We start from the raw sequence: 23,906 nt of genomic DNA, 5'->3' as shown, positions 1-23,906 counted from the left end.
CTAAGACTCACGAACCCATTGAATGGTTACCCTCAAATCGATGTGATCTAGATCTCTTTGTGGAAATTACGTGAAGGAGCGCAGGCGCAGGCTGTTCGTCACGACGAACACGGAGGAGAACGCCATGGCGGCTCCCGCGATCATCGGGTTGAGCAGGCCGAACGCAGCAAGCGGCAGGGCCGCCACGTTGTACCCGAAGGCCCAGACGAGGTTGCCTCTGATGGTGGACAGCGTACGCCGCGAGAGGCGGATCGCGGCCCCGGTCACCTTGAGATCTCCACGTACCAATGTGAGATCGCTCGCCTCGATCGCCGCGTCCGTCCCCGTGCCCATCGCCAGCCCCAGATCCGCGGTGGCGAGAGCGGCGGCGTCGTTCACGCCGTCACCGACCATCGCGACCGACCTGCCCTCCGCCTGGAGCCTTCGCACGACCTCCACCTTCTCCTGGGGCAGCACCTCGGCGTAGACCTCGTCGATCCCGACGGCGCGTGCCACGGATTCGGCCACGGCCCGGTTGTCACCGGTCAGCAGCACGGGGCGCAGGCCCAGGCGGCGCAGCTCGGCGACCGCCTCTGCGCTGCTCTCCTTCACGGTGTCCGCGACCTCCAGGACCGCGCGGGCCTCCCCGTCCCAGCCGACCACCACCGCGGTGGCTCCGGTGGCCCCGGCGAGCGCCGACTCCAGCACCGGCGGCAGGGCGATCCCGGCTTCCGCCAGGAGCGCGGGCCGGCCGACGAGGACCGTACGGCCGTCCACCGTGCCGCGTACGCCGAGCCCGGGGGTGTTCCCGAAGCCGGTGACGGACGGCAGCGCCCCCAGACGCTCCGCCGCCGCGGCGGCCACCGCGCGGGCGACCGGGTGCTCCGATGCGTGCTCCAGCGCCCCGGCCAGCCGCAGCGCCTCGTCCTCGTCCGTCCCGGGCGCGGTGTGCACCGCCCGGAGTGCCATCCGGCCGGTGGTGACGGTGCCGGTCTTGTCGAGCACGATCGTGTCGATGCGCCGGGTGGTCTCCAGAACCTCGGGACCCTTGATCAGGATGCCCAGTTGGGCGCCGCGCCCCGTACCGACCATCAGGGCGGTGGGAGTGGCGAGCCCCAGGGCGCAGGGGCAGGCGATGATCAGTACGGCGACCGCGGCCGTGAACGCGGCCGTCACGTCGCTCGTCACCAGCAGCCAGGTGACCAGCGTGGCCACCGCGATCAGCAGCACCACCGGTACGAAGACCGCCGACACCCGGTCGGCGAGCCGCTGGACCTCCGCCTTGCCGTTCTGGGCGTCCTCCACGAGCCGGGCCATCCGGGCGAGCTGCGTGTCGGCCCCGACCCGGGTCGCCTCCACGACGAGCCGGCCCGAGACGTTCACCGTCGCCCCGGTGACCGCGGCCCCGGGACCCACGTCGACCGGCACCGACTCGCCGGTGAGCATCGAGGCGTCCACCGCGGACTCGCCCTCGGCCACCGTGCCGTCGGTGGCGATCTTCTCGCCGGGCCGCACCACGAACCGGTCGCCCACCGCGAGCCGGGCGACCGGGACGCGTACCTCCGTACCGTCGCTCCTCAGGACCGCCACGTCCCGCGCCCCGAGGTGCATCAGCGCCCGCAGCGCCGAACCCGCCTTCCGCTTGGACCGGGCCTCCAGATAACGACCGAGCAGGATGAAGCTCACCACCCCGGCCGCGACCTCCAGATAGAGCGCGGAGGACGCGTCGGCCCGGGAGGCCACCAGGTCGAAGCCGTGCCGCATGCCGGGCATCCCGGCGTCGCCGAAGAAGAGCGCCCACAGCGACCAGCCGAAGGCCGCCAACGTGCCGACCGAGACCAGCGTGTCCATGGTGGCGGCGCCGTGCCGGAGGTTGGTCCAGGTCGCGCGGTGGAACGGCAGCCCGCCCCAGACGACCACCGGAGCGGCGAGCGTCAGCGAGAGCCACTGCCAGTTGTCGAACTGGAGCGCCGGGACCATCGCCAGGAGGACCACCGGCACGGAGAGCAGCACCGACACGATCAGGCGCTGCCGGAGGGCGGCGAGGGGGCCGTCCTGCCCGTTCTCCGCGTCGTTGCCGGGCGCCCCGGCCTCCGCCCCGGCTGCTTCGCCGGGTATGGCGGCGGACGCCACGGGCTCCGGCGCGGGTGGCGGTGGCGGTGCGGGCGGGGTGGCGGTGTAGCCGGTCCGCTCGACGGTCGCGACGAGGTCCGCCAGGTCCGTGTCGGGGCCGAAGGAGACGCGGGCCTTCTCGGTCGCGTAATTGACCGTGGCGGTCACGCCGTCCATCCGGTTCAGCTTCTTCTCCACCCGCGCCGCGCAGGAGGCGCAGGTCATGCCGCCGATCATCAGCTCGGTCTCGGAGACTTCCGGGGCCGGGACCCCGGCTGTGGTGACCTCGGCTGTGGTGGTGCTGGCCATGTCCGAACTCCTGGGGGAAACACTTCAGGGCCGTACCCCACCAGTATCTGCTGGTGGCGTCCGGCCCGAAGGATGGTGGGTGGGGCGGCGGTCCGGGCGACGCTCCCCGGCGGGGTGCTGTCCGGGCCGTTGCCGACCGGGTCTCAGCTGTCCGGGCCGTAGTCGTCCGGGTCGTGGTTGTCCGGGCCGTCTTTGTCCGGGCCGTTGTCGTCCGGGCCGTCGGGGGCGGTGTCGGTCAGACCTTGCCGACGTACTCGTAGCCCGCCTCGTCGACGGCGGCGCGCACGGCCTCCTCGGTCAGCGGCGCACGGGAGGAGACGGTCACCTGCCCGCTCGCGGCGGCGGCCTTCACCTCGGTCACCCCGTCGATGGCGGAGATCTCCTCGGAGACGGCGCCCTCGCAGTGACCGCAGGTCATGCCCTTGACCTCGTACACCGCGGTGACCGAGTCGATCGCCACCTCGGCGGGGGCGCCGTGGTCGGCCCCGGACGAGCAGCAGGAGCGGGCGGCGGCCTGGGGGGTCTCGGTCTCGGCGGTCATGGTGTTCTCCTCTGATCGGGCGCCGAAGGGCGTGGACCGCGGCGAGGGCCGCAAGTCGAAAGCGCAACAAATCGGCACATTGAGCGTTGTATGAGGCGTCAAGGGCATCCGGTGCGCACCCGGGCTACTCCGGGGCCTCCTTGCCTCACTCTCCAGACTATACCCCTAGGGGGTATCAAGGCGAGCGCCTCGCTCCGGCCGCCGACGCCTCTCGTGCCCGCTCCCGCCGCGACCGAACGACGAGGACACGGAGCCAGCAGACCCCGACCGGAGTGGTCGCCACCGTGCCGCCCACCGGGATCAGGGTGAAAAGGTGCGGCTGCTGGTCGGACGGGTCCTCCAGGAACCCTCGGGCCGGAATCGAATCCACCTGCCCGTCACCGGTGACCCGGGCGACCAGCCAGACCGCGATACCCCGCATCGAGTCCCACGGGGCGTGCAGGACGGGCACCCCGAGGAAGGTTCCGAGGACCGTCGGCGGGAAACGGAACCGGCCGTTCGCCCCGCGGTGGACCAGCAGGACCCCACCGACGATCGCTGTCCACAGGCCGTGCCCGAAGGGGGAGGGCGCCCCGCGCAGCACCTCGGTCTCCAGCAGCGCCCGCAGGTTGATGCCCTCCAGCGTGACCGCCGCGTCGAAGGCGTACCCGGCGCTCTCGAATGCCGCGAAACCGAACCCCACCGTGGCGCCCAGTACCAGCCCGGCCCTGCGGCCGTGAACGGAGTGGTGGCGGCGGAGTACGAACATCAGGGCGCCCACCTTCACCGCCTCCTCGATCAGCCCGACGCCGAGGAACAGCCAGACCGTGGCCCGGTGCAGCAGGTAGTACTCCAGGACCGAGGCGCCCAGCACCCCCAGGATTCCGCCCGTCAGGAACGAGCCCAGGATCAGCGACGGCCCGAGGTCCTCGCCGTTTCGTGCCGCTCGTGCGCCCACAGTACGAACACGGCCGGCACGAGAAAGCTGCCGAGCAGGATCAGCGTCGGCAACAGGGTGGAGTTCTCGGTCAGGTACGTGGCGCCGACGGCGAGGGCCCACGAGACCACCCCTCCCCAGAGGCAGCGCCGCCACAGGCCGGGCGGCGGCCGGGGCGCGCCCGGCGGGGCGGGCGGGGGCCCGGGTGGTGACGATTGCGGTGGCGGTGGCGGTGGCGGTGGCGGTAGCGGTGGCGGAGACGGAGACGGAGGGTCGTCGGAGGAGGACCAGTGCACGCCGGCTCCAGACGGGGGGCCTCCCGGCTCCCGGGAGGGAAGGGCGGGAGGGGGCGTGAGAGGGGTCGGGAAAGGGGAGATCGCGCTGGATCGGTTGATGTCATGACGATCGGGGTGAATCGCCTGAGGTTCGCACAGCCTATGGGCTGTGTTCGGGCGCGTCAGGGCCGGAACGCGAAGGGCGTGTCGTCGGCGCGTGACGGTCGTTGGTGGGGCATGTCATCGCACTGTTTGGGATGTTCCGGGGCATATGCCAGTGAGCGATGGCCCTGCCGCTCCCCGCATCGCGCCGCCGTCCGCCGCTGTGCCTCGCGTCGTGGTGCGTCCCGTGCCGCGCGGTCGGGGTGGTCAGGCGGAATCCGGGGTGCGGGAGAGCCGGTTCGCCTCGTCGAGCAGGGGGTTGAGGTAGCGGAACATCACCGCCTTCAGCTCGCGGGCGTACGCCTCCCGTTCCTCACCCTCGTGCGTCATGATCAGGTCGATTCCGGCCTTGAACAGCTGGAAGGACATGACGCCGACGCGCTGTATCTGCGCGTCGGGAAGCTCCGGCAGGTAACCCGCGAGGAGGGCTTCGACGCGGGTGAGCATCGCGTCGTGCACGAGGTCGTGCTTCTCGGTGATGCGGCCGGGCACCTCCCCGCCGTGCATCAGGACGCAGAACGCCGGATTCTCCGTGTTGAAGGCGATCAGCGGATCGAGCACCGTGTCGAGCAGTCGGTCCAGCGCGAGTTCGGAGTGGCTCAGGGTGATGGCCTCGCCGTACGTCTCCTGCCAGCGGTGCAGGAGGCGGTCGCCGAGCTCCACGGCGATCGCCTCCTTGTTGGGGAAGAACTGGTAGAGCGTGCCGGGCGAGACGCCGGCCTCGCGGGCGATGGCGTTGGTGCTGGCGGCGGTGTAGCCCTGCGTGCGGAACACGTCGGCGGCGGCGGCCAGCAGCTGGGCCATCCGGGCCTCGCCGCGCGCCTGGCGACGGCGGGGGGTCCGGGTGCTCCCGGCGCAGTCCGGGGCGGCGCCCGTGCGTACTCCGTCCCGCGCCCCCGACTTTTTCGGCGTCGCATCCCCGGTGGCCGATTTCCCGGTGGTCGATTTCCCGGTGGTCGTATCCCCGGTGGCCGATTCCGCGGCGGTCGCGTCCTCCGCGGTCGCGTCCCCCGTGGTCGACTCCTCCGTGGTCGGCTCCTCGGCGGTCGACTCCTCGGCGGTCGATCCCTTTGCCGCCGCGGTGGCGGCCCGCTCTGCTCCGGCCTCAGACATGCTTCATCCCCAACCCACGAGAGAGTGATTGACAAACACGAGCGGGCACTCGCATTCTTGAGAAACGCGAGCGACCACTCGTGTTTGCCAGTCTATGTGGCAGTGGCCGACCCGTGCTGCCCCGCGCAGCCCGGGCCTGGTGGAGGGGGCACCGCATCATGTCCGTAGTCGAGAGCCCGCGGCGGCTCGGTGGCTGGACCCGTTTCGTGACGGCGCGGCCTCGGCTCGCCCTGCTCGCGGCGCTCCTCTTCACCGCGCTCGCGGTGTTCGCGGGCAGCGGTGTCGGCGACCGGATGGGCAGCGGCGGCTGGGAGGCCCCGGACGCCGAATCGACCTGGACGACCCGGGCGCTGGAGAAGGAATTCCCCGCCTCCCAGCCCAATCTCCTGCTGCTGGTCGACAGCGGGCGGGCCTCGGTCGACGATCCGGCGGTGGTGGCCGAGGCCTCGCGTCTCACCGCACGCCTGGCCGCCCAGCAGGGGGTCACCGGCGTCGGTTCGTACTGGCAGACTCCCGCCCCCGCCCTGCGCGCCCGGGACGGACACGAAGCGCTGATCGCTGCCCACATCACCGGCGATGAGAAGGGCTCCGGAGAGACGCTCGACCGGATCACCCCGCTCTTCGAGGGGGGTCACGGGCCGGTGAAGGTCTCCATCGGTGGGCTGATCGCCGTACGGCACGAGATGCAGTCGATCATTCAGGAGGACCTGTTGAGGGCGGAGATGGTCGCCCTGCCGGTCACTCTCGTCCTGCTGGTGATGGTCTTCGGCAGCGCGGTGGCGGCCCTCCTCCCTCTCGGCGTGGGCATCGTGGCGATCCTCGGGACCAGCGCCGTGCTGCGCGGTATCACCGAGCTGACCGACGTCTCCGTCTTCGCGCAGAACCTCACGACCGCCCTCGGCCTCGGACTCGCTGTCGACTACGCCCTGTTCATCGTGCGACGGTTCCGCGAAGAGCTGGCCTCCGGCGCCGACCCCCGCTCCGCGGTCGGCATCACCCTCCGCACGGCCGGGCGCACCGTGCTCTTCTCCGCACTCACGGTCGCGGTCTCGCTCTCCGCGATGCTCGTCTTCCCTCAGTACTTCCTGCGCTCCTTCGCGTACGCCGGAATCGCCGTGGTGATCCTGGCCGCCGGGGCGGCCCTCATCGTCCTTCCGGCCGCACTGGTGCTGCTCGGCCCCCGGGTCGACGCCCTGGACCTGCGGCGCGCACTGGTTCGCGGAAGAGGTGTCCGGGCGGCGGGGCCGGGGACGGCCGGCCGGGGGCGGGCCGGTCTCGCCGCGCTGGTGATGCGCCGCGCCCCGGTCTTCGCCCTGGTGACCGCGGCGACGCTCGTCCTGCTGGGACTGCCCTTCCTGGGCGTACGGTTCGGGATGGCCGACGACCGCCAGCTCCCCGCGGACTCCGCGTCCCGCGTGGTGCAGGACCACATCCGCGAGGCTTTTCCCGGGTCCCCGGGCGGCGGCCTCACGCTGCTCGTCCGAGAGGCCGCCACCCCCGCCCAGTACGCGGCCCTCCGGGAGCGGATCGCCGCCACGGAAGGAGTGGCGCGGGTGGACGGGCCGCTGACGGCCGGCGATTCCGCCACCTACACCGTGGTGCCCGAGGGCAAGGCGGCCGGGCCGGAGGCCCAGAAGCTCGTCCACGACCTCCGCGCGCTCGACGCACCTGTCCACGCCTCGGTGACCGGGACCGCCGCCGTACTCGTCGACTCGAAGGACGCCATCGCCGAACGGCTCCCCTGGGCCGTCGGCATCATCGCCGTGGTGACCCTGCTCCTGGTCTTCCTGCTCACCGGCAGCATCCTCATCCCCGTCCAGGCGGTCGTGCTCAACGCCCTCAGCCTGACGGCGATGTTCGGCGCGGTCGTCTGGGTCTTCCAGGAAGGCCACCTCTCCGGACTGCTCTCCTTCACCAGCACCGGCGACATCGAGACCACCCTGCCCGTGCTGATGTTCTGCGTCGCTTTCGGGCTCTCCATGGACTACGGCGTCTTCCTGCTCTCCCGCATCAAGGAGGAGCACGACCGCAGCGGCGACCACGAGGGCTCCATCGCCTTCGGACTGCGCCAGACCGGCGGACTCATCAGCGCGGCCGCCGTGATCCTGGCCGTGGTGATGGTCGCCATGGGGACCTCACGGGTGACCAACATCAAGATGCTCGGACTCGGCATCGCCCTGGCCGTACTGATGGACGCCATGGTGGTGCGCAGCCTCCTGGTCCCGTCGGTCATGAAGGTGATGGGCCGTGCCACCTGGTGGGCGCCCGCCCCGCTGCACGCCCTCCACCGGAGGGTCGGCCTCGACGAGGGAGCGGCGCCCGCCCCGACCGCGCGAACCGCCGGGACCGTCGCTCCCGTACCGGGCAGCCGGGGGGCGGACGGCGGTGCCGGCGGAACAGCGCCGAAGGACCCGGGCCGGACCACGATCTCCAGCGGCGGTTGACGCCCCGTCCGGCGGGACGCGAGAGGGCGACACACCGTACCGTCCCCACCGGGCGCATCACCGGGCGCATCACCGGGCGTTCCACCGGGACGCGAGACGTGACGGAAGGGCGGGGCCATGCGGGCAGTGGTGTTCGAGGAGTTCGGTCAGGAGGCGCGGGTGCGTGAGGTGCCCGATCCCATTCCTGCCCCGCAGGGGGTGGTGGTGCGGGTCGAGGCGACCGGGCTGTGCCGCAGCGACTGGCACGGCTGGATGGGGCACGACGACGGCATCACCCTGCCGCACGTGCCGGGCCACGAACTCGCCGGAGTGGTCGAGGCGGTCGGTTCCGGAGTCGTCGGCTGGCGCCCCGGCGACCGGGTCACCGTTCCGTTCGTCTGTGCCTGCGGGCGGTGCGCGGCCTGCGCCTCGGGGGCGCAGCAGGTGTGCGAGCACCAGACCCAGCCCGGCTTCACGCACTGGGGTTCGTTCGCCGAGTACGTCGCGCTGGAGCACGCCGACGTCAACCTGGTCGCCGTGCCCGAGGAACTCTCCTTCGCCACGGCGGCGGGCCTGGGGTGCCGGTTCGCCACGGCGTTCCGCGCGGTCGTCGGTCAGGGCAGGGTCGCACCGGGGGAGTGGGTCACGGTGCACGGCTGCGGTGGGGTGGGGCTCTCCGCCGTGATGATCGCGGCAGCCGCCGGAGCCCGGGTGGTGGCCGTGGACGTCTCGGCCGCCGCTCTCGACCTGGCGAAGTCGTTCGGGGCGGCGGCGTGCGTGGACGCCTCGGCCCACCCGGAGGGCTCCGACGCCGTCGTCCGTGACATCACCGGTGGAGGGGCGCATCTGTCGCTCGACGCCCTCGGCTCGCCGCTGACCTGCGCCGCCTCCGTACGCAGCCTGCGCCGGCGCGGACGCCATGTGCAGGTCGGACTGCTGCCGACGGCGGTCGGGGACCCGGCCGTTCCGATGGCACGCGTGATCGCGCTGGAACTGGAGATCCTCGGCAGTCACGGAATGGCCGCCCACGACTACCCGCCGATGATGGACCTGGTCCGGGCGGGAACCCTGCGCCCCGATCTTCTGGTGACCTCCGCCATCGGTCTCGCCGACGCCCCCGCGGCACTCGCCGCGATGGGCGGGGCCCCGGGAGCGGGGGTGACGATCATCGAACCGGGGCGTACTCGCCACGGGGCGTTCAGCGCGTGACCCGTCAGCGCGTGACCCGTCAGCGCGTGACCCGTCAGCGCGTGACCCGTCAGCGCGTGACGTTCAGCGCGTGACCGTTCAGCCGGTCCTACGTGGTGAGCGTGCGGACGCGGTTGCGGTTGCCGGGCCGGCGGGCGACCCAGTGGCGGACGGTGTCCGGGTACCAGTAGGGCCGGCCGTCCCGCACCTGGTCGGGGTCGGGAAGAAAGCCATGCTTGCGGTACGAGCGCACGGTGTCCGGCAGGACCCGGATGTGCGCGGCGATGTCCTTGTAGGACCAGAGCGTGCTGTCCGTCATCGAGTTTCGCCTCTCTGCGCGTTGCCGCACCGCAGCGGTGAGGAGGGACTGAGGGGGCTGCGGTGCACCGGCTGACGATCGGTCAGTGGTGTTCTGTCGAACGACCGGGAACGCCGGCTGCCGGTTGTTGTCGCGCAGCTGTGACGCATGCCGTACACAACCGGTACATGTCCCGCGAAGACGGGCGGGCTGCTGGGCGGGACCCGTGCGGCCCGGCGGTTGGGCGGGACCCGTGCGGCCGGGCGGTTGGGCGGGACCCGTGCGGCCGGGCGGTTGGGCGGGACCCGTGCGGCCGGGCGGTTGGGCGGGACCCGTGCGGCCGGGGCGGTCGTGGGGCCGTGCGGCCGGGGCCGGTCCGTCGGCCGGTCAGGTGTCGGGCAGCCCCACGGCGTGCACGAAGGCGTCGGCGAAGGCGTCGCACATCTCCTCGACCGACGGGATCTGGAGGCCGGGGACGAGTTCCAGGGCCGGTCGGAGCAGGAGGTGCATGAGCAGGGGGTTCGACATCTGGTGGATGAGCGCGATGAGCGGCAGGTCCCGGATGCGGCCCGCCGCGACCTCTGAGGCCAGCCATTCGCCGATGCTCGCGTAGAGGCGCGGGACCATGTGGCGCGCGAGTGCCTGCGTCGCGTCGTCCCCCGGGCGGGCCAGGACCTCGGCGAGGATCGCGGGGAGCACTCGGGGTTCGAGGCCGACGACGTGGGCGAGGTGCGCGTAGATCACGCGGACCGTGCTCCGCAGGTCCCCGGGGTGGGCGGCCAGGGCTGCCTCGATGTTCACGAACGGGCCGTACCGCTCGAAGATGGCCTGCATCATCCCGTCCCGGCCGCCGAACGCGGCGTAGAGGCTGTGCACCGAGCACTCGGCCGCCGTCGCGACGCGTTCGAGGGAGAGCGCGGCCAGTCCGTCGCTGCTGATGAGGGCGGCTCCCGCTTCGACGGCCCGCTCGCGCACGGGCCTGTGGCCGCCCGGGTCGACCCCGGTGGCCCGGACCGCTTCGTCGAGGGCGTGCCGGGAGCCCCCGAGGCGACGCAGCAGGGTGCTGCGGGAGATGCCCGCTTCCTGGGCGATGGCTTGCATCGACACGTCGGCGACGGCCGTCCTGCGCGTCCGCGCTGCCCGGAGGGCTGCCTCGACGAGGTCGGACGGCACCTGGACCGCAGGGTGGAACTCTTCGTTTGACACACGCATCAAGGTACCTTGTATTCTTGTATCAGATCCTGTGGCGGAGGTCTGCGACTGCGCGAACCGTTGCTCTGCCGCGCACTCTGCCGCCGAGCCTCGCGCGGAGCGCGACGTCCGCTGCCGACGCCCCACGCCGGCCTCTTCGTTCCTCCCCGGCCTTTTGCGCATCACGACGACCCGCAGGTATCCACCCACCGGCCCCTCGCAAGGAGATCCGCCATGACCCAGCAAATCACCCCGCCCGCACCCGCCTGGCAGGCGCGCAAGGTCATGGCCGTGGTGGTGGGCCTGGTCGCCGTCGTGATCCTCATGCTCTGTGCCTTCGCTCTGCCCTCGGTGAACAGTGGCCCCCATGACCTTCCCGTCGGGGTCACCGGGTCCGCGCAGGCGGCCGGGGCCGTCTCCGGCGCCCTTTCCGGTGACGAATGGAACGTGACCACCTACGGCGACGAGGCGTCCTTGAAGGCCGCGATGGAGAACCGCGACATCATGGGCGGCATAGCACTGGCCCCCGGGCACGTGACCGTCTACACGGCTACTGCCGGAGGGGCGCAGCCCACGGCCGCGGTGACCGCAGTGGGGAACGGGATCGCGCACCAGCAGCAGGCCGAGGTGACCGTCACCGACCTCAAGCCGTTCACGGCCGACGATCCGAAGGGTGCGGGCTTCGCCGCCGCGGCGTTCCCCATGATCTTCGGCGGCATGATCCCCGCGGTGATTCTCACCCGTCTCTTCCCCGGACACGCCGGACTCCGCCGCCGCCTTGCCGGAGGTGCCGCCTTCGCCCTGCTGGCCGGTTTCGCGGTCACGGCCTTCCTCCAGTTCGGCACGGGCTCCCTCGACGGCGACTACGTGCTCAGCGGGCTCGGCCTGTCCCTGGGCATGGCCGCCCTGGTGATGACCCTGCTCGGGCTCGAAGCGCTGATGGGGATGGCCGGATTCGGCCTCGGTGCCGCCGTGGTCATGCTGCTCGGTAACCCGCTCTCCGGACTGGGCAGTGGGGCCCACTGGCTGCCGAACGGCTGGGCCACGCTCGGACAGATACTCCCGCCGGGTGCCTCCGGAAGCCTGCTGCGCGCCAACGCGTTCTTCGACGGCACCGGTGCCGTCGAACCCGCTCTCGTGCTCGGCTGCTGGGCCGTGTTCGGCCTCGCCCTGATGCTGATCGCGGACCGGCGCGGTCACCGGGCCCCCGCTGCCTCGCCGGAACCGCAGGCGCAACTCGCGTGACCCGACCCGACCCGACCCGACCCGACCGATCCGATCCGACCTGACCCGACCGACCTGACCGACCTGACCCGACCGACCTGACCGACCTGACCCGACCGACCTGACCGGCCGTCCCTACGCGGAGGCGGAGGCGAGAGGGCGGAGGTGAGAGGGCGGAGGTGAGAGGGCGGAGGCGAGGGTGGGACACCACCCGCGCCTACCTCCCCCCTGCGGCACACCGCGTCGTGGAGTCAGGACGTGGACGGCGGCGCGCCGCAGGAGCGGAGGTAGGCGCGGGTGCGGCGGGCGATCGGCAGCGGCGCGTCCGGGTCGCAGGGGTACATGTCCTGCTCGACGATGGCGAAGAGGTCGGTGTCGAGCGCGCGTGCCGCTTCGAGCACCGGCTCCAGCGCCGGTACACCGCGCGGCGGTTCGCACATCACGCCCCGGGCGACGGCGGGACCGAAGGGCAGCTCCTCGGCGACCACCTTCGCCAGGACCCCGGGATCGACCTGCTTCAGATGGAGGTAACCGATCCGCTCCCCGTACGTCCGCAGCAGGGCGACGCTGTCGCCGCCGCAGTACGCGTAGTGCCCCGTGTCCAGGCAGAGGGAGACGAGATCGGGGTCGGTGGCGTCGAGGAACCGGCTGACGTTCTCCTCGCTGTCGATGTGGGTGTCGGCATGCGGGTGGACGACGATCCGCAGCCCGTACCGGTCCTGTACCTCCCGGCCGAGCCGCTCGGTCTGGGTGGTGAGGTCGCGCCACTGCGCGGGGGTGAGGGTGCGGTCCTCCAGCACCTCGCCCGTCTTGTCGTCGCGCCAGAACGACGGGATGACGACGAGGTGTTCCGCACCCATCGCCCGGGTCAGCCCGGCGATGCCGGCGACGTGCTCCCAGGTCCGTTCCCAGACCGCCGGCCCGTGGTGCAGCCCGGTGAACACGGTCCCCGCGGAGACCGAGAGTCCCCTGCGCCGGGTCTCGTCGGCAAGCCGGGCGGGATCGGTGGGCAGATAGCCGTACGGTCCCAGCTCGATCCACTCGTACCCCGCCGCCGCGACCTCGTCCAGGAAGCGCTGCCAGGGCACCTGCCGCGGATCGTCCGGGAACCAGACGCCCCAGGAGTCGGGTGCCGAGCCGATACGGATACGGGAGGAGGCGGGTGCGGAACGGGTCATATCGGCCACACTCGGCCCCTGTCCCGGTGGAGTCAAGGGCGCGTCCGCATGTCCCGGCCCAATGTTGACGGTGTTTCGGGGTAGGGCTGTCCCCGTGGTCCGTGGCAGATGCCATGAGTGGCGGATGCCATGAGTGGCGGACGGAATTCGTGGCGGGTGTGATCCGTGGCGGACGGGATCCGTGTGGACGCGATCCGGGCCGGATCGGTGCGCGGCGTCGGAAAGGATGCGTATGCCTCAGCCGTACGACCTGATCACCATGGGCCGGATCGGGGTGGATCTCTACCCGTTGCGGACGGGGGTGTCCCTCGCCCAGGTCGACGCCTTCGGCAAGTTCCTCGGGGGCTCGCCCTCCAACGTGGCGGTGGCCGGCGCCCGGCTCGGACTCCGCACCGCCGTCGTCACCCGCACCGGACGGGACCCCTTCGGCGCGTATCTGCGCGCCCAGTTGCGGGAGTTCGGGGTGGACGACCGGTGGGTGGGTGAGGTGGCCGCCTACCCGACTCCCGTCACCTTCTGCGAGCTGTTCCCGCCCGACGACTTCCCGCTCTACTTCTACCGCCTGCCCAAGGCGCCCGATCTGGAGATCCACGCGGACGAACTCGACCTGGACGCGGTGCGCGCCGCCCGGATCTTCTGGGTCACCGGCACCGGCCTGAGCGCCGAACCCAGCCGCACCGCGACCCTCGCCGCCCTCGACGCCCGTACGGACGGCCCCGGGACGGCCCCGGCGCCCGGCGTACCGGAGCGGCGGCCCGTCACCGTGTTCGACCTCGACTGGCGGCCGATGTTCTGGGCGGGTGGCGACACGGACCCCGAGGCACCGCGCCGCTACCGGGAAGCCCTCGCGTTCGCCACCGTCGCCGTCGGCAACCTGGCGGAGTGCGCCGTCGCCACCGGGGAGCGCGAACCGTACGCCGCCGCCCGCGCGCTCCTCGATGCCGGAGTCGAGCTGGCCGTCGTCAAACAGGGGCCCAAGGGAGTGCTCGCCGTCCACCGTGACGGTACGGTCGCCGAGGTGCCCCCGCTCCCCGTGCGCGTCGTCAACGGACTCGGCGCGGGCGACGCGTTCGGCGGGGCCCTCTGCCACGGGCTGCTCGCCGGATGGGAGACCGGACACGTGATGCGGTACGCCAACGCCGCCGGCGCCATCGTCGCCTCCCGGCTCGCCTGCTCGTCCGCGATGCCCTTTCCCGCCGAGGTGGAGGCCGCCCTCGCCCGCGGCGAGGTCGCCCCGGACGTACCGGACGCACCTGGCGTACCGGACGTACCTGGTGCACCGGACGGCCCCGGCCCCGTGCCCCGGCCCCCGCTCCCGGCCGGGGCGGACACATGAGCCCGGCCGCCTCCTCACTCGCCGACCTCGTACGGCTGCGCGCCGAGCGCCCCGAGGCCATCGAGGAGGCCGCCTCCCGCAGGCGTCGCCGGCCCCTCGCGCCCCCCGGCGGACAGCTGCTCATCCTCGCCGCCGACCACCCGGCGCGCGGGGCGCTCGCCGTCGGCGGCCGGGCCCTCGCCATGGCGCACCGCTACGAACTCCTCGAACGCCTCTGCCTCGCCCTCTCCCGCCCCGGTGTCGACGGAGTACTCGCCACCGCGGACATCGTGGACGATCTGCTGCTCCTCGGCGCCTTGGAGGACAAGGTCGTCATGGGCTCGCTCAACCGGGGCGGCCTCGCGGGCGCCGCCTTCGAGCTGGACGACCGCTTCACCGGCTTCCGCCCCCTCGACCTCGCCCGGCGCGGATTCGACGCGGGCAAGCTACTGCTCCGCATCGACCACGAGGACCCCGGCTCCCTCGACACCCTCCACACCGCCGCCCGCACCATCGACGCGATGGCCGCCCACCGGCTGCCCGTCTTCGTGGAGCCCTTCCTCTGCCACCGGGAGGACGGCCGACTCCGCACGGACCTCAGCATCCCGGCCGTCACCACCGCCATCGCCGTCGCCTCCGGGCTCGCCGGCTCGTCCGCGTACACCTGGCTGAAGGTCCCGGTCACCGAGCACCCCGAGGACATGGCCCGGGTGATGGAGACCTCCACGCTGCCCGCCGTGCTGCTCGGCGGCGAGGTCGGCGACGACCTGGAGGGGGCGTACGAGAAGTGGCGCGGCGCCCTGCGGCTGCCGACCGTGCGCGGCCTCGTGGTGGGCCGGGCGCTGCTCTACCCGCCGGACGGGGACGTCGCGCGGGCCGTCGACACGGCGGTCGGGCTGCTCCGGCCGCGCACCACCGATGAGGGCAGGGAGACACCATGACGACCCACCACGGCACCGACGAGGCGCACCACCGCCCCCTGCACCTGAGGGGTGGCCCAGAAGACGCTCCGTACGCCCTGGACATCGGGCCGGAGCGGGCCGGATGGGAGCGTTCGAGCCTTCGGGTGCTCGACCTGCCGCCGGGCGGAGTTCACACATTCGTCACCGGGGAGAGCGAATGGATCGTTCTGCCGTTGACCGGCGGCTGTACGGTGCACGCGGCAGGTGACATCTTTGAACTCACCGGCCGTGAGAGCGTGTTCAGTGGGGTGGCCGACTTCGCGTACCTACCGCGCGATGCCACCGCACAGATCTCCTCCGGCGCGGGAGGCCGCTTCGCCCTGGCAGGAGCGAAGTGCGAGCGACAACTCCCCGCTCGCTACGGCCCCGCGCCGGAGGTACCTGTCGAACTGCGCGGCTCCGGCACCTGCGCCCGGCAGGTCAACAACTTCGCCGCCGCCGACACCTTCCGCTGCGACCGGCTCATCGCCGTCGAAGTCCTCACCCCGGCGGGCAACTGGTCCTCCTACCCGCCGCACAAGCACGACGAGGCCGAACCCGGCGTGGAGTCGGTGCTGGAGGAGATCTACTACTTCGAACTGGAGCGCGGAGGCCCCGGTTACCACCGCGTCTCCCCGTCCCGCCCCGGCGGCGCGGACGTGCTCGCCGAGGTGCGCGGCGGCGACGCCGTCCTCGTCCCCGACGGCTGGCACGGCCCGTCCATCGCGCCCCCGGAGGGTGCCCTGTACTACCTCAACGTGATGGCGGGGCCGGGCGAGGAACGCGCCTGGCTGATCCGCGACCACCCCGACCACGCATGGATCAGGGAGACCTGGGACACCCGGGGGACCGACCCCCGGCTCCCGCTGTACGCCGCCCCGGAGGACCGCAGGTGACCGTCCGTCTGACCACCGCGCACGCCCTGATCGCCTTCCTCGCCCGGCAGTACACCGAGCGCGACGGAGCACGGCAGCGGCTGATCGGCGCCACCTGGGGCATCTTCGGCCATGGCAACGTCGCCGGCATCGGCCAGGCACTTCTGGAGTACGGCGGCTCCGAGGACGCCAAGGGCCCGGGCTCCCCGGTCACCCGGGACGCCGGTTCCGGGATGCCCTTCCTCCAGGGCCGCAACGAACAGGCCATGGTCCACGCGGCCGTCGGCTACGCCCGGCAGTCCGGGCGGCTCTCCGCCCACGCCGTCACCACCTCCATCGGCCCCGGCGCCACCAACCTCGTCACCGGCGCCGCCCTCGCCACCGTCAACCACCTGCCCGTCCTCCTCCTCCCGGGCGACACCTTCGCCTCCCGCCCCGCCGACCCGGTGCTCCAGCAGCTCGAAGTCCCCCATGCGGGGGACGTGTCGGTCAACGACTGCCTGCGGCCGGTCTCCCGGTACTTCGACCGGATCACCCGCCCCGAGGCGCTGATCCCCGCCGCGCTCCAGGCCGTACGCACCCTCACCGACCCGGTCTCCACCGGTGCGGTCACCCTCGCCCTCCCGCAGGACGTGCAGGCGGAGGCGTACGACTGGCCCGAGGAGTTCTTCGCCGAGCGGGTCTGGCACGTACGCCGCCCCGCCCCCGACCCGTACGAGCTGGACCGCGCCGTCCGGGCGGTGCGGGCCGCCCGCCGGCCGCTGCTCGTCGCGGGCGGCGGGGTGCGGCACAGCGCCGCCGAGGAGACCCTCGCCGCGTTCGCCGCGGCCACCGGCATCCCCGTCGCCACCACCCAGGCGGGCAAGGGCACCCTGCGCCACGACCACCCGCAGGACGTCGGCGGCATCGGCCACACCGGTACCGCCACCGCCGACGAACTGGCCCGCGAGGCCGACCTGGTGATCGGTGTCGGCACCCGCTGGACCGACTTCTCCACCGCCTCCGCCACCCTCTTCCCCGACCCGGCGACCCGGTTCGTCAACCTCAACGTCACCGGGTTCGACGCCCACAAGCAGGCCGCCCTCCCGCTCGTCGCGGACGCCCGTGCCGGCCTCGAAGCACTCGCCGCAGCCCTCGGCGCCCACGGCCACCGGGTCGACCCCGGCTACCAGCGGTCGTACACGGAGGGCAAGGCGCGCTGGGAGGCCCGGGTGGACGCCGCCTTCGCCGCCCCCGATCCCGAGGCCGCACCCACCCAGACCCAGGTACTCGGGCTGCTGGACGCCCTCGTCACCGAGGACGACGTGCTGATCAACGCCGCCGGCTCCCTCCCCGGCGACCTGCACCAGCTGTGGCGGGCCCGTTCGCCCCGGCAGTACCACGTCGAGTACGGCTACTCCTGCATGGGCTACGAGATCCCGGCGGCCATCGGCGTCCAGCTCGCCGCCCCCGGCCGCCCGGTGTGGGCGCTCGTCGGCGACGGTACGTACCTGATGAACCCGACCGAGATCGTCACCGCCGTCCAGGAGCGGCTGCCGGTCAAGCTCGTGGTGCTCGACAACCACGGCTACGCCTCCATCGGCGGGCTCTCGGCGGCCGTCGGCGGCGAACGTTTCGGCACCGACTACCGCCACCGGGACCCCGGCGGCGCGTTCACCGGCGACCCGCTCCCGCTCGACCTCGCCGCCAACGCCGCCTCTCTCGGCATGCGGTCCCTGCGCGCCCGAACCGTGGGCGAACTCCGCGCCGCCCTCGCCGAGGCACGGGCCGCCGACCACCCCGTCTGCGTCCACGTCGCCCTCGCCCCGCCGCCGTCCGCCCACCACGGTGGCCCCGTCCCCGACCACGTGCCGGGCCCGCCTCCGGCGCAGGCGTGGTGGGATGTGCCCGTCGCCGAGACGGCCACCCGCCCGGCGGCGGTGGAGGCCCGCGAGGTGTACGACCGCCGACGGGCGACCCGGCACCGCCGTCTCTGAAGCCGGAAAGGCCCAGCTCCGGCACGGCGAAGTTCCGACGACCCGAGAAGCCTGCGAAGTCCCCGAAGTCCCCGAAGTCTCTGAAGTCTCTGAAGTCCGAAGGAGATCGTCATGACCAGGACCGTCCACCACTGGATCGGTGGCAAGACCGTCGAGGGCACGTCGGGCGCGTACGGCCCGGTCACCGACCCCGCGACCGGCACCGCCACCACCCGCGTCGCCTTCGCCTCCGTCGAGGAGGTGGACGCCGCCGTCACCGCCGCCAAGGCCGCCCACGCGACCTGGGGTCTCTCCTCCCTCGCGGCCCGCACCGCCGTCCTGTTCCGCTACCGCGCCCTGCTCGACGCCCACCGCGACGAGATCGCGGCCCTGATCACCGCCGAGCACGGCAAGGTGCACTCCGACGCGCTGGGCGAGGTGGCCCGGGGCCTTGAGATCGTCGAGCTGGCCTGCGGCATCACCACCCAGCTCAAGGGCGAGCTCTCCACCCAGGTGTCCGGCGGGGTGGACGTCTCCTCGATCCGCCAGCCCCTGGGAGTCGTCGCCGGGATCACCCCGTTCAACTTCCCGGCCATGGTGCCGCTGTGGATGTTCCCGCTCGCCATCGCCTGCGGCAACACCTTCGTCCTCAAGCCCAGCGAGAAGGACCCGTCCGCCGCCGTGCTGCTCGCCGAACTGGCCGCCGAGGCCGGGCTGCCGGACGGGGTGCTCAACGTCGTGCACGGCGACAGGACCGCGGTCGACGCGTTGCTCACCCACCCCGACGTGGCCGCCGTCTCCTTCGTCGGCTCCACCCCGATCGCCCGCCACGTCCACGCCACGGCCTCCGCGAACGGCAAGCGCGTCCAGGCGCTCGGCGGCGCGAAGAACCACATGCTGGTGCTGCCCGACGCCGACCTGGACGCCGCCGCCGACGCGGCGGTCTCGGCCGCGTACGGCTCCGCCGGCGAGCGGTGCATGGCGATCTCGGCGGTCGTCGCGGTCGGCGCGATCGGTGACGAACTCGTCGCCCGCATCAAGGACCGCGCGGAGAAGATCAAGATCGGCCCCGGCACCGACCCCTCCTCCGAGATGGGTCCGCTGATCACCGCCGCCCACCGCGACAAGGTCGCCTCCTACGTCACCGGTGCCGCCGCTCAGGGCGCCGAGGTCGTCCTCGACGGCACCGGCCACACCGTGGCGGGCTTCGAGGACGGTCACTGGATCGGCATCTCGCTCCTGGACCGCGTCTCCACCGACTCCGACGCCTACCGCGACGAGATCTTCGGCCCCGTCCTCTGCGTGCTGCGCGCCGGGACGTACGAGGAGGGCGTCGCCCTCATGAACGCCTCCCCGTACGGCAACGGCAGCGCGATCTTCACCCGCGACGGCGGGGCCGCCCGCCGCTTCCAGCTGGAGATCCAGGCCGGCATGGTCGGCGTGAACGTGCCGATCCCGGTCCCGGTCGGGTACCACTCCTTCGGCGGCTGGAAGGACTCCCTCTTCGGCGACCACCACGTCTACGGCAACGACGGGGTGCACTTCTACACGCGCGGCAAGGTCGTCACCACCCGCTGGCCGGACCCGGCCGACGCCCCGTCCGGCGTCGACCTGGGCTTCCCGCGCAACCACTGACCGCGCCCCGGAGATTTTCCGAAGCACACGACGCGGCGCCCCGCGGCCGGATTGCCGCGGGGCGCCGTCGATTCGTTTCCGCTCAGCCGATCGGTACGTCCCAGCCGGTCGTTCCCGCTCAGCCGATCGTTTCTTCTCGGCCGTGCCCGGTCAGCGCGCGCCTGCCCGGGCCGTGCCGTACCACCTCGTCACCCGGTGGGGCCCGGCCCCTCCGGTGCGCTCAGCGGCGGTCGTCGCGGCCGTGGCCCCGGCTGTCGTCGCCGTGGCCCCGGTCGTCACGGCCGTGGCCCCGGTTGTCGTCACGACCGTGGCCCCGGTTGTCGTCACGGCCGTGACGGCCCCACGACTTCTCGTCGACCTTCCGACCGCGGGAGTCGCGCAGCGTGGCGGTGTCGCTGTTGTCCCAGAGGTAGTTGTTGCGGTCCTGGTAGACGTCCGTGCGGCTGTCACGGCCCACACCGGTGTGGACGCGCACCGACGAACGGCCCGCGAGACGCAGGTCGAAGCGGTAGGTGCGGCGGCTCTCGTCGGTGAGCGTCCAGCCGCGCAGGTTGACGGCCTGACGGGACGTGTTGGTGACGGTCACCCACTCGTCGTTCAGCGAACGGTTGGAGCGGTTGTCGCGGCCCGGGCTGTCGTACTGGACCTTGCCCAGGACGACGGAGGAGCGCGGGGCGGGCTTGACGCGGTCGTGCCCGCGGTCGTGGCCGTCCGCGGAGGCCGGCAGAGCGGCGACCGCCAGCAGGGCGCCGGACGCGAGGACAGTAGCGGTGATCCGTCGTGCGGTACGGGACATGGGACCCCTCGGTACAGGCCCGGACGGGGAGGTCCGGGCGGTTCTCGGCCCCGGCGTTCGCTGCCGGGAGCACAGACTCTGTCCGGATTCGCCGATGGCCGGAAGTCGCTCCGGAGCGCGGTTACACAGTGCAGACATTTCCGTTATGAACGGATGTAACTGGCACTCGCCGCAATCGTCGGGATCCTGTCAAATGGTGCGCAGTGCACCCACCCTTGCGCCGTAAGGGCGCGGTCGACCCCGTGCGTCTCGCGCCCCGCTCCACGCCACCTTGTGTACGCCCTGTGAAGAAGGTGGAGGAACGTAACGGCAGGTATCGGTCAAATCGAATGGGCGTCTCCATCTTTCCCGCAGACTCGCCGAACCGTTCGAGGGGAGGCGGTTTCGCTGCGGCCGAACACCGGGAACGTGCCGGTCGGGGCGCCTATGCTCGCGGGATGGAGCAGAGGGAAGTCCTGAAGCGAGTGATCGGCATCCTCACCGAAGCCGGCGAGATCCAGCGGCTGCTCGAAGAGGACGTGGAGCGCGACGACGTCGACATGGAGGGCAGCGTCGTCACCGCCCTGCTGAACGAGACGATGCCGCGCATCGCGATCCCCGGGGACGCCACCGTCGAGGAGATGGCCGCTCTGATCGGCCGCGAGGTGGGCGGCGCGGTCGAGCAGCTGGTGGGGGCGTTCACGCTCGCCTACACGATGCTGGCGCGGGTGCACGACTCCGGCCAGACCGACGTCTCCTCCACCGACGTCCTCCGCGACCTCGCGCTGCAGGCCGAGAGCGGCCCCTCGGGCGACCCCGGGGACGACGACGCCACCGAGCGCTGACGGCTCCGCCCACCGGTCCGCCACGCCGGGAAAAGCCGGTGCGGCGGACCGGTGGGCCCCCGCACCATGGTCGGCATGACCGCACCGCAGTACGAGATCCGGGCCCGGCACACCGGCACCACCGTCACCGTCTACCAGGCCTACTCACCGGGCATCGGCCTGCCCGCCGCCCGCGACGGCCGCTTCCCGTCGGCCTGGAAGCGCGACCGGATGACCTGGATCAAGCCGAGCTTCCTGTGGATGATGTACCGCTGCGGCTGGGCCACCAAGGAGGGCCAGGAGACGGTCCTCGCCGTCGAGATCACCCGTGAGGGCTTCGAGTGGGCCCTGGAGAACGCCGAACTCTCCCACTACGTACGCGGACTCCACCCGGACCGGGCCGCCTGGAGCCGCAGCCTCCGCCGTGCTCCCGCCCGCGTCCAGTGGGACCCCGAGCGTGACCTGCGGCTGAACCCGCTCCCGTACCGCTCGCTCCAGCTCGGCCTGTCCGGCGTGGCGGCGGCGCGGTACGCGGACGAGTGGACCGCCTCAGTCACCGACGTCACCCCGCTCGCCCGGGAGATCCATCACCTGGTCCGCGCCGGAGACCTCGACGCGGCGACCGGCCTGCTGCCGGAGGAGAGGCCGTACGCGGAGGCTGTCGCGCCCCGGCCGTTGTCCGGGTGAGGGCTCAGCCGGAGCCGTCCAGCCGGGTACGGCTCCGGGGCGCGACTGACGGGGCGGCAGGGCGGCCACCGCTTCCGGCGACGGCTCGTCGCTGGAGAGACGTCCGGGCACGGACACCTCCCCGCCCAGCACCGAGACCGGGAACGGGTGGTCGACCGGACGGAGCCGGGAGGGCGGTAACGACCGCCGCGGCGGCGCGGGCGTCGTCCGCGAGTTCGGTGGGGAACGCCGCGATCAGCACGGAGTGGGTCTCGGGGAGAGGACGCGCGGCCCGAGCGCAGGTGGGGGCCGCGCTCACTTCACCGCGGTTTCCGCCCTCTCACCCTCGCCCTCGCCCTCGTCCACCACGTCCGGCAGCGCTCCCGGCAGCGTGAAGACGAAGCGGGTGCCCGAGGTGTAGGTGGTGTCCACGGCGATCGATCCGCCGTGGTGCTCGACGATCTTCTTGCAGAGCGCCAGGCCGATGCCGTTGCCCTCGTAGCTCTCGCGGGTGTGCAGCCGCTGGAAGATGACGAAGACCCGCTCCGCGTACTCGGGCGCGATGCCGATGCCGTTGTCGGTCACCGAGATCTCCCAGAACGGGCGCCCGCTCTCCGCGTTCCCCTCATGACCCGGGTTCGGTACCCGGCGGGCGGCGATGTGGACGGTGGGCGCGGTGTCGGGCTTGCGGAACTTGATCGCGTTGGAGATCAGGTTCTGCAGCACCAGGCCGAGTTGTGTCGGCTGCCCGTGGACCGCCGGCAGCTCGTCGTGGGTGACGGTGGCACCGGTCTGCTGGACGGCCACGTCCAGATCGCCGACCGTCCGCCGCACCAGGCTTGCCAGGTCGACCTGCTGGTCGTCGGTGTGGAGCCGTCCGACGCGCGAGAAGGTCAGCAGGTCGTTGATGAGGAGCTGCATGCGGTTGGCGCCGTCGACGGCGAAGGAGATGTACTGCCTGGCCCGGTCGTCGAGCTGCTCGGCGTACCGCCGCTCCAGGAGCTGGCAGAAGCTGGCCACCTTGCGCAGGGGTTCCTGGAGGTCGTGCGAGGCGACGTACGCGAACTGCTCCAGTTCCTCGTTGGAGCGGCGCAGTTCGACGGTCTGGGCGTCGAGCGTCGCCCGGGCCCGGTCCTTGAGTTCGAGGTCCTCCGCGAGCCGGCGGCGCATGGCGTCCACGTCGGCGGCGAGGATCTGGATGTCGGCCGGGCCGGTGGGGCTCAGCGCGTGGGCGTAGTCCCCGGAGGCGACCTTGCGGACGTCGGCCCTCAGCCGGTCCAGCGGCCGTTGCACCCCCAGCCGCAGGCCCGCGAAGGCGAGGGCCATCACCGCCAGCATCACGGCGGCGATCACGATGAAGACCGTGTTGCGCATGGTCCGCACGGAGGCCAGATCGCTCCGTGCCCGGTCGCGCTCCGCGGCGATGTGGTCCTGCTGGACCCTGAGCGCGGTGCGCAGCGCGTCGAACTGGGCCCGCCCGCTCTCCGCGCGCTCCTGGGCCAGGGCGGTCGGGTCCGCGGCGGCGGCGATGGGCCGGGCGACGGAGGCGTGCCAGTTCTCGGCGAGCTCGCCCACCCGGGCGAGGTCGGCCGAGGCCCGCACGTCCCCGGCGGTGAGGTCCTCCAGCTCCGCCATCGCGGTCTTCTGCTGGGCCAGGCCGGTGCGGTAGGGGGTGAGGAACTCCGTGTCCCCGGCCAGGCCGTAACCGCGGATGCCCGTCTCCTGGTTGACCAGCGCCGCCTCCATGCGCACCGAGGAGATGAGCGCGGGGGACCAGCGGCCGATGAGCCGCTGATTGACCGCCGTGGACCGGACCAGGGCCCAGGTGCCGCAGCTGCCGAGCACGAGCAGCACCACCAGGGCCACGGTGGTGCCCGTGACGAGCCAGCGGCTGGTGCTCCAGCCGGGCCGGTCCCGCTCCGGCCGGAGCTCGGCCGGCCGGAAACCCTCTTCGGCGCTCTGCACGGTGGTTTACCTCTCACTCGGCTGGGAAACGGTGGGTGGATCACGG

General features: G+C 72.5%; 20 protein-coding genes. 10 read left to right on the top strand and 10 right to left on the bottom strand.

Features of this window, described 5'->3' with window-relative positions:
* Positions 1–66: 66 nt before the first annotated feature.
* From ACFZAX_RS15455 to ACFZAX_RS15435, 5 genes are all read right to left on the bottom strand, one after another.
* The gene (locus tag ACFZAX_RS15455) at positions 67–2,400 is read right to left on the bottom strand and encodes a heavy metal translocating P-type ATPase (protein ID WP_390961986.1); all 2,334 of its coding nucleotides are present in this window, start codon (positions 2,398–2,400) and stop codon (positions 67–69) included.
* A gap of 235 nt (positions 2,401–2,635) precedes the next feature.
* Positions 2,636–2,941, bottom strand: coding sequence for a cation transporter (locus ACFZAX_RS15450; RefSeq protein ID WP_390961985.1), 306 nt, complete (start codon positions 2,939–2,941; stop codon positions 2,636–2,638).
* A gap of 175 nt (positions 2,942–3,116) precedes the next feature.
* The gene (locus ACFZAX_RS15445; protein WP_390961983.1) at positions 3,117–3,878 is read right to left on the bottom strand and encodes a PrsW family glutamic-type intramembrane protease; all 762 of its coding nucleotides are present in this window, start codon (positions 3,876–3,878) and stop codon (positions 3,117–3,119) included.
* Complete coding sequence (locus ACFZAX_RS15440) at positions 3,830–3,988, bottom strand: hypothetical protein (RefSeq protein ID WP_390961982.1); 159 nt, start codon at positions 3,986–3,988, stop codon at positions 3,830–3,832. The genes ACFZAX_RS15445 and ACFZAX_RS15440 overlap by 49 nt, the downstream gene beginning before the upstream one ends.
* A 513-nt stretch (positions 3,989–4,501) precedes the next feature.
* Complete coding sequence (locus ACFZAX_RS15435; RefSeq protein WP_390961981.1) at positions 4,502–5,407, bottom strand: TetR family transcriptional regulator; 906 nt, start codon at positions 5,405–5,407, stop codon at positions 4,502–4,504.
* Positions 5,408–5,565: 158 nt separating this feature from the next.
* On the opposite strand from ACFZAX_RS15435, the gene ACFZAX_RS15430 reads away from it, so the two are divergent.
* Together ACFZAX_RS15430 and ACFZAX_RS15425 are read left to right on the top strand one after the other, a co-directional pair.
* A complete protein-coding gene (locus tag ACFZAX_RS15430) occupies positions 5,566–7,851 on the top strand; it encodes an MMPL family transporter (RefSeq protein ID WP_390961979.1) in 2,286 nt (761 codons plus the stop codon).
* Between the two features lie 117 nt (positions 7,852–7,968).
* Positions 7,969–9,039: a zinc-binding dehydrogenase gene (locus ACFZAX_RS15425; RefSeq protein ID WP_390961977.1), complete on the top strand. Its 1,071-nt coding sequence runs from the start codon at positions 7,969–7,971 to the stop codon at positions 9,037–9,039.
* Positions 9,040–9,127: 88 nt separating this feature from the next.
* Here the strand turns inward: ACFZAX_RS15425 and ACFZAX_RS15420 are convergent, their stop codons facing one another.
* Both ACFZAX_RS15420 and ACFZAX_RS15415 read right to left on the bottom strand, forming a co-directional pair.
* A complete protein-coding gene (locus ACFZAX_RS15420; RefSeq protein ID WP_390961976.1) occupies positions 9,128–9,337 on the bottom strand; it encodes a MarR family transcriptional regulator in 210 nt (69 codons plus the stop codon).
* Positions 9,338–9,703: 366 nt separating this feature from the next.
* Positions 9,704–10,522: a TetR family transcriptional regulator gene (locus ACFZAX_RS15415; protein WP_390961975.1), complete on the bottom strand. Its 819-nt coding sequence runs from the start codon at positions 10,520–10,522 to the stop codon at positions 9,704–9,706.
* 219 nt (positions 10,523–10,741) lie between these two features.
* Here ACFZAX_RS15415 and ACFZAX_RS15410 point away from each other — a divergent pair, with 219 nt between their 5' ends.
* Positions 10,742–11,752: a hypothetical protein gene (locus tag ACFZAX_RS15410; protein WP_390961974.1), complete on the top strand. Its 1,011-nt coding sequence runs from the start codon at positions 10,742–10,744 to the stop codon at positions 11,750–11,752.
* Positions 11,753–11,982: 230 nt separating this feature from the next.
* Here the strand turns inward: ACFZAX_RS15410 and ACFZAX_RS15405 are convergent, their stop codons facing one another.
* Positions 11,983–12,909 carry a TIM barrel protein gene (locus tag ACFZAX_RS15405; RefSeq protein WP_390961973.1) on the bottom strand — a complete coding sequence of 309 codons (927 nt, stop codon included), beginning with the start codon at positions 12,907–12,909 and terminating at the stop codon, positions 11,983–11,985.
* A gap of 232 nt (positions 12,910–13,141) precedes the next feature.
* Between ACFZAX_RS15405 and iolC the strand changes: the two genes are divergently transcribed.
* The 5 genes from iolC (at position 13,142) to ACFZAX_RS15380 (ending at position 19,630) form a co-directional block, all read left to right on the top strand.
* Positions 13,142–14,245, top strand: a complete 1,104-nt coding sequence (gene iolC, locus ACFZAX_RS15400) for a 5-dehydro-2-deoxygluconokinase (protein WP_390961972.1) — start codon at positions 13,142–13,144, stop codon at positions 14,243–14,245.
* On the top strand, positions 14,242–15,165 hold the full coding sequence (locus tag ACFZAX_RS15395) for a deoxyribose-phosphate aldolase (RefSeq protein WP_390961970.1): 924 nt from the start codon (positions 14,242–14,244) through the stop codon (positions 15,163–15,165). The genes iolC and ACFZAX_RS15395 overlap by 4 nt, the downstream gene beginning before the upstream one ends.
* Entirely contained in the window at positions 15,162–16,061 is a 900-nt protein-coding gene (gene iolB / locus ACFZAX_RS15390; RefSeq protein WP_390961969.1) for a 5-deoxy-glucuronate isomerase, read from the top strand. Before ACFZAX_RS15395 ends, iolB begins: the two co-directional genes overlap by 4 nt.
* Complete coding sequence (iolD, locus tag ACFZAX_RS15385) at positions 15,983–18,016, top strand: 3D-(3,5/4)-trihydroxycyclohexane-1,2-dione acylhydrolase (decyclizing) (RefSeq protein WP_390961967.1); 2,034 nt, start codon at positions 15,983–15,985, stop codon at positions 18,014–18,016. Before iolB ends, iolD begins: the two co-directional genes overlap by 79 nt.
* Positions 18,017–18,127: 111 nt before the next feature.
* Positions 18,128–19,630 (top strand): CoA-acylating methylmalonate-semialdehyde dehydrogenase, encoded by a 1,503-nt coding sequence (locus ACFZAX_RS15380; protein WP_390961965.1) that lies wholly within the window; start codon positions 18,128–18,130, stop codon positions 19,628–19,630.
* A gap of 220 nt (positions 19,631–19,850) precedes the next feature.
* On the opposite strand, the gene ACFZAX_RS15375 is transcribed toward ACFZAX_RS15380, so the two are convergent.
* Positions 19,851–20,426 (bottom strand): lamin tail domain-containing protein, encoded by a 576-nt coding sequence (locus tag ACFZAX_RS15375; protein ID WP_390961963.1) that lies wholly within the window; start codon positions 20,424–20,426, stop codon positions 19,851–19,853.
* A gap of 437 nt (positions 20,427–20,863) precedes the next feature.
* Between ACFZAX_RS15375 and ACFZAX_RS15370 the strand changes: the two genes are divergently transcribed.
* Positions 20,864–21,250 (top strand): hypothetical protein, encoded by a 387-nt coding sequence (locus ACFZAX_RS15370; RefSeq protein ID WP_390961961.1) that lies wholly within the window; start codon positions 20,864–20,866, stop codon positions 21,248–21,250.
* Between the two features lie 66 nt (positions 21,251–21,316).
* Positions 21,317–21,916, top strand: a complete 600-nt coding sequence (locus ACFZAX_RS15365; protein ID WP_390962292.1) for a DUF4291 family protein — start codon at positions 21,317–21,319, stop codon at positions 21,914–21,916.
* 294 nt (positions 21,917–22,210) lie between these two features.
* Here ACFZAX_RS15365 and ACFZAX_RS15360 read toward each other — a convergent pair whose 3' ends face one another.
* Positions 22,211–23,860: an ATP-binding protein gene (locus tag ACFZAX_RS15360; RefSeq protein WP_390961959.1), complete on the bottom strand. Its 1,650-nt coding sequence runs from the start codon at positions 23,858–23,860 to the stop codon at positions 22,211–22,213.
* Between the last annotated feature and the right edge of the window lie 46 nt (positions 23,861–23,906).

Source organism: Streptomyces sp. NPDC008125, assembly GCF_042957125.1.
In the GTDB taxonomy this organism is placed as follows: domain Bacteria; phylum Actinomycetota; class Actinomycetes; order Streptomycetales; family Streptomycetaceae; genus Streptomyces.
Note: the sequence above shows the minus strand (reverse complement) of the source record. Positions and strands in the feature narration are given on the sequence as shown.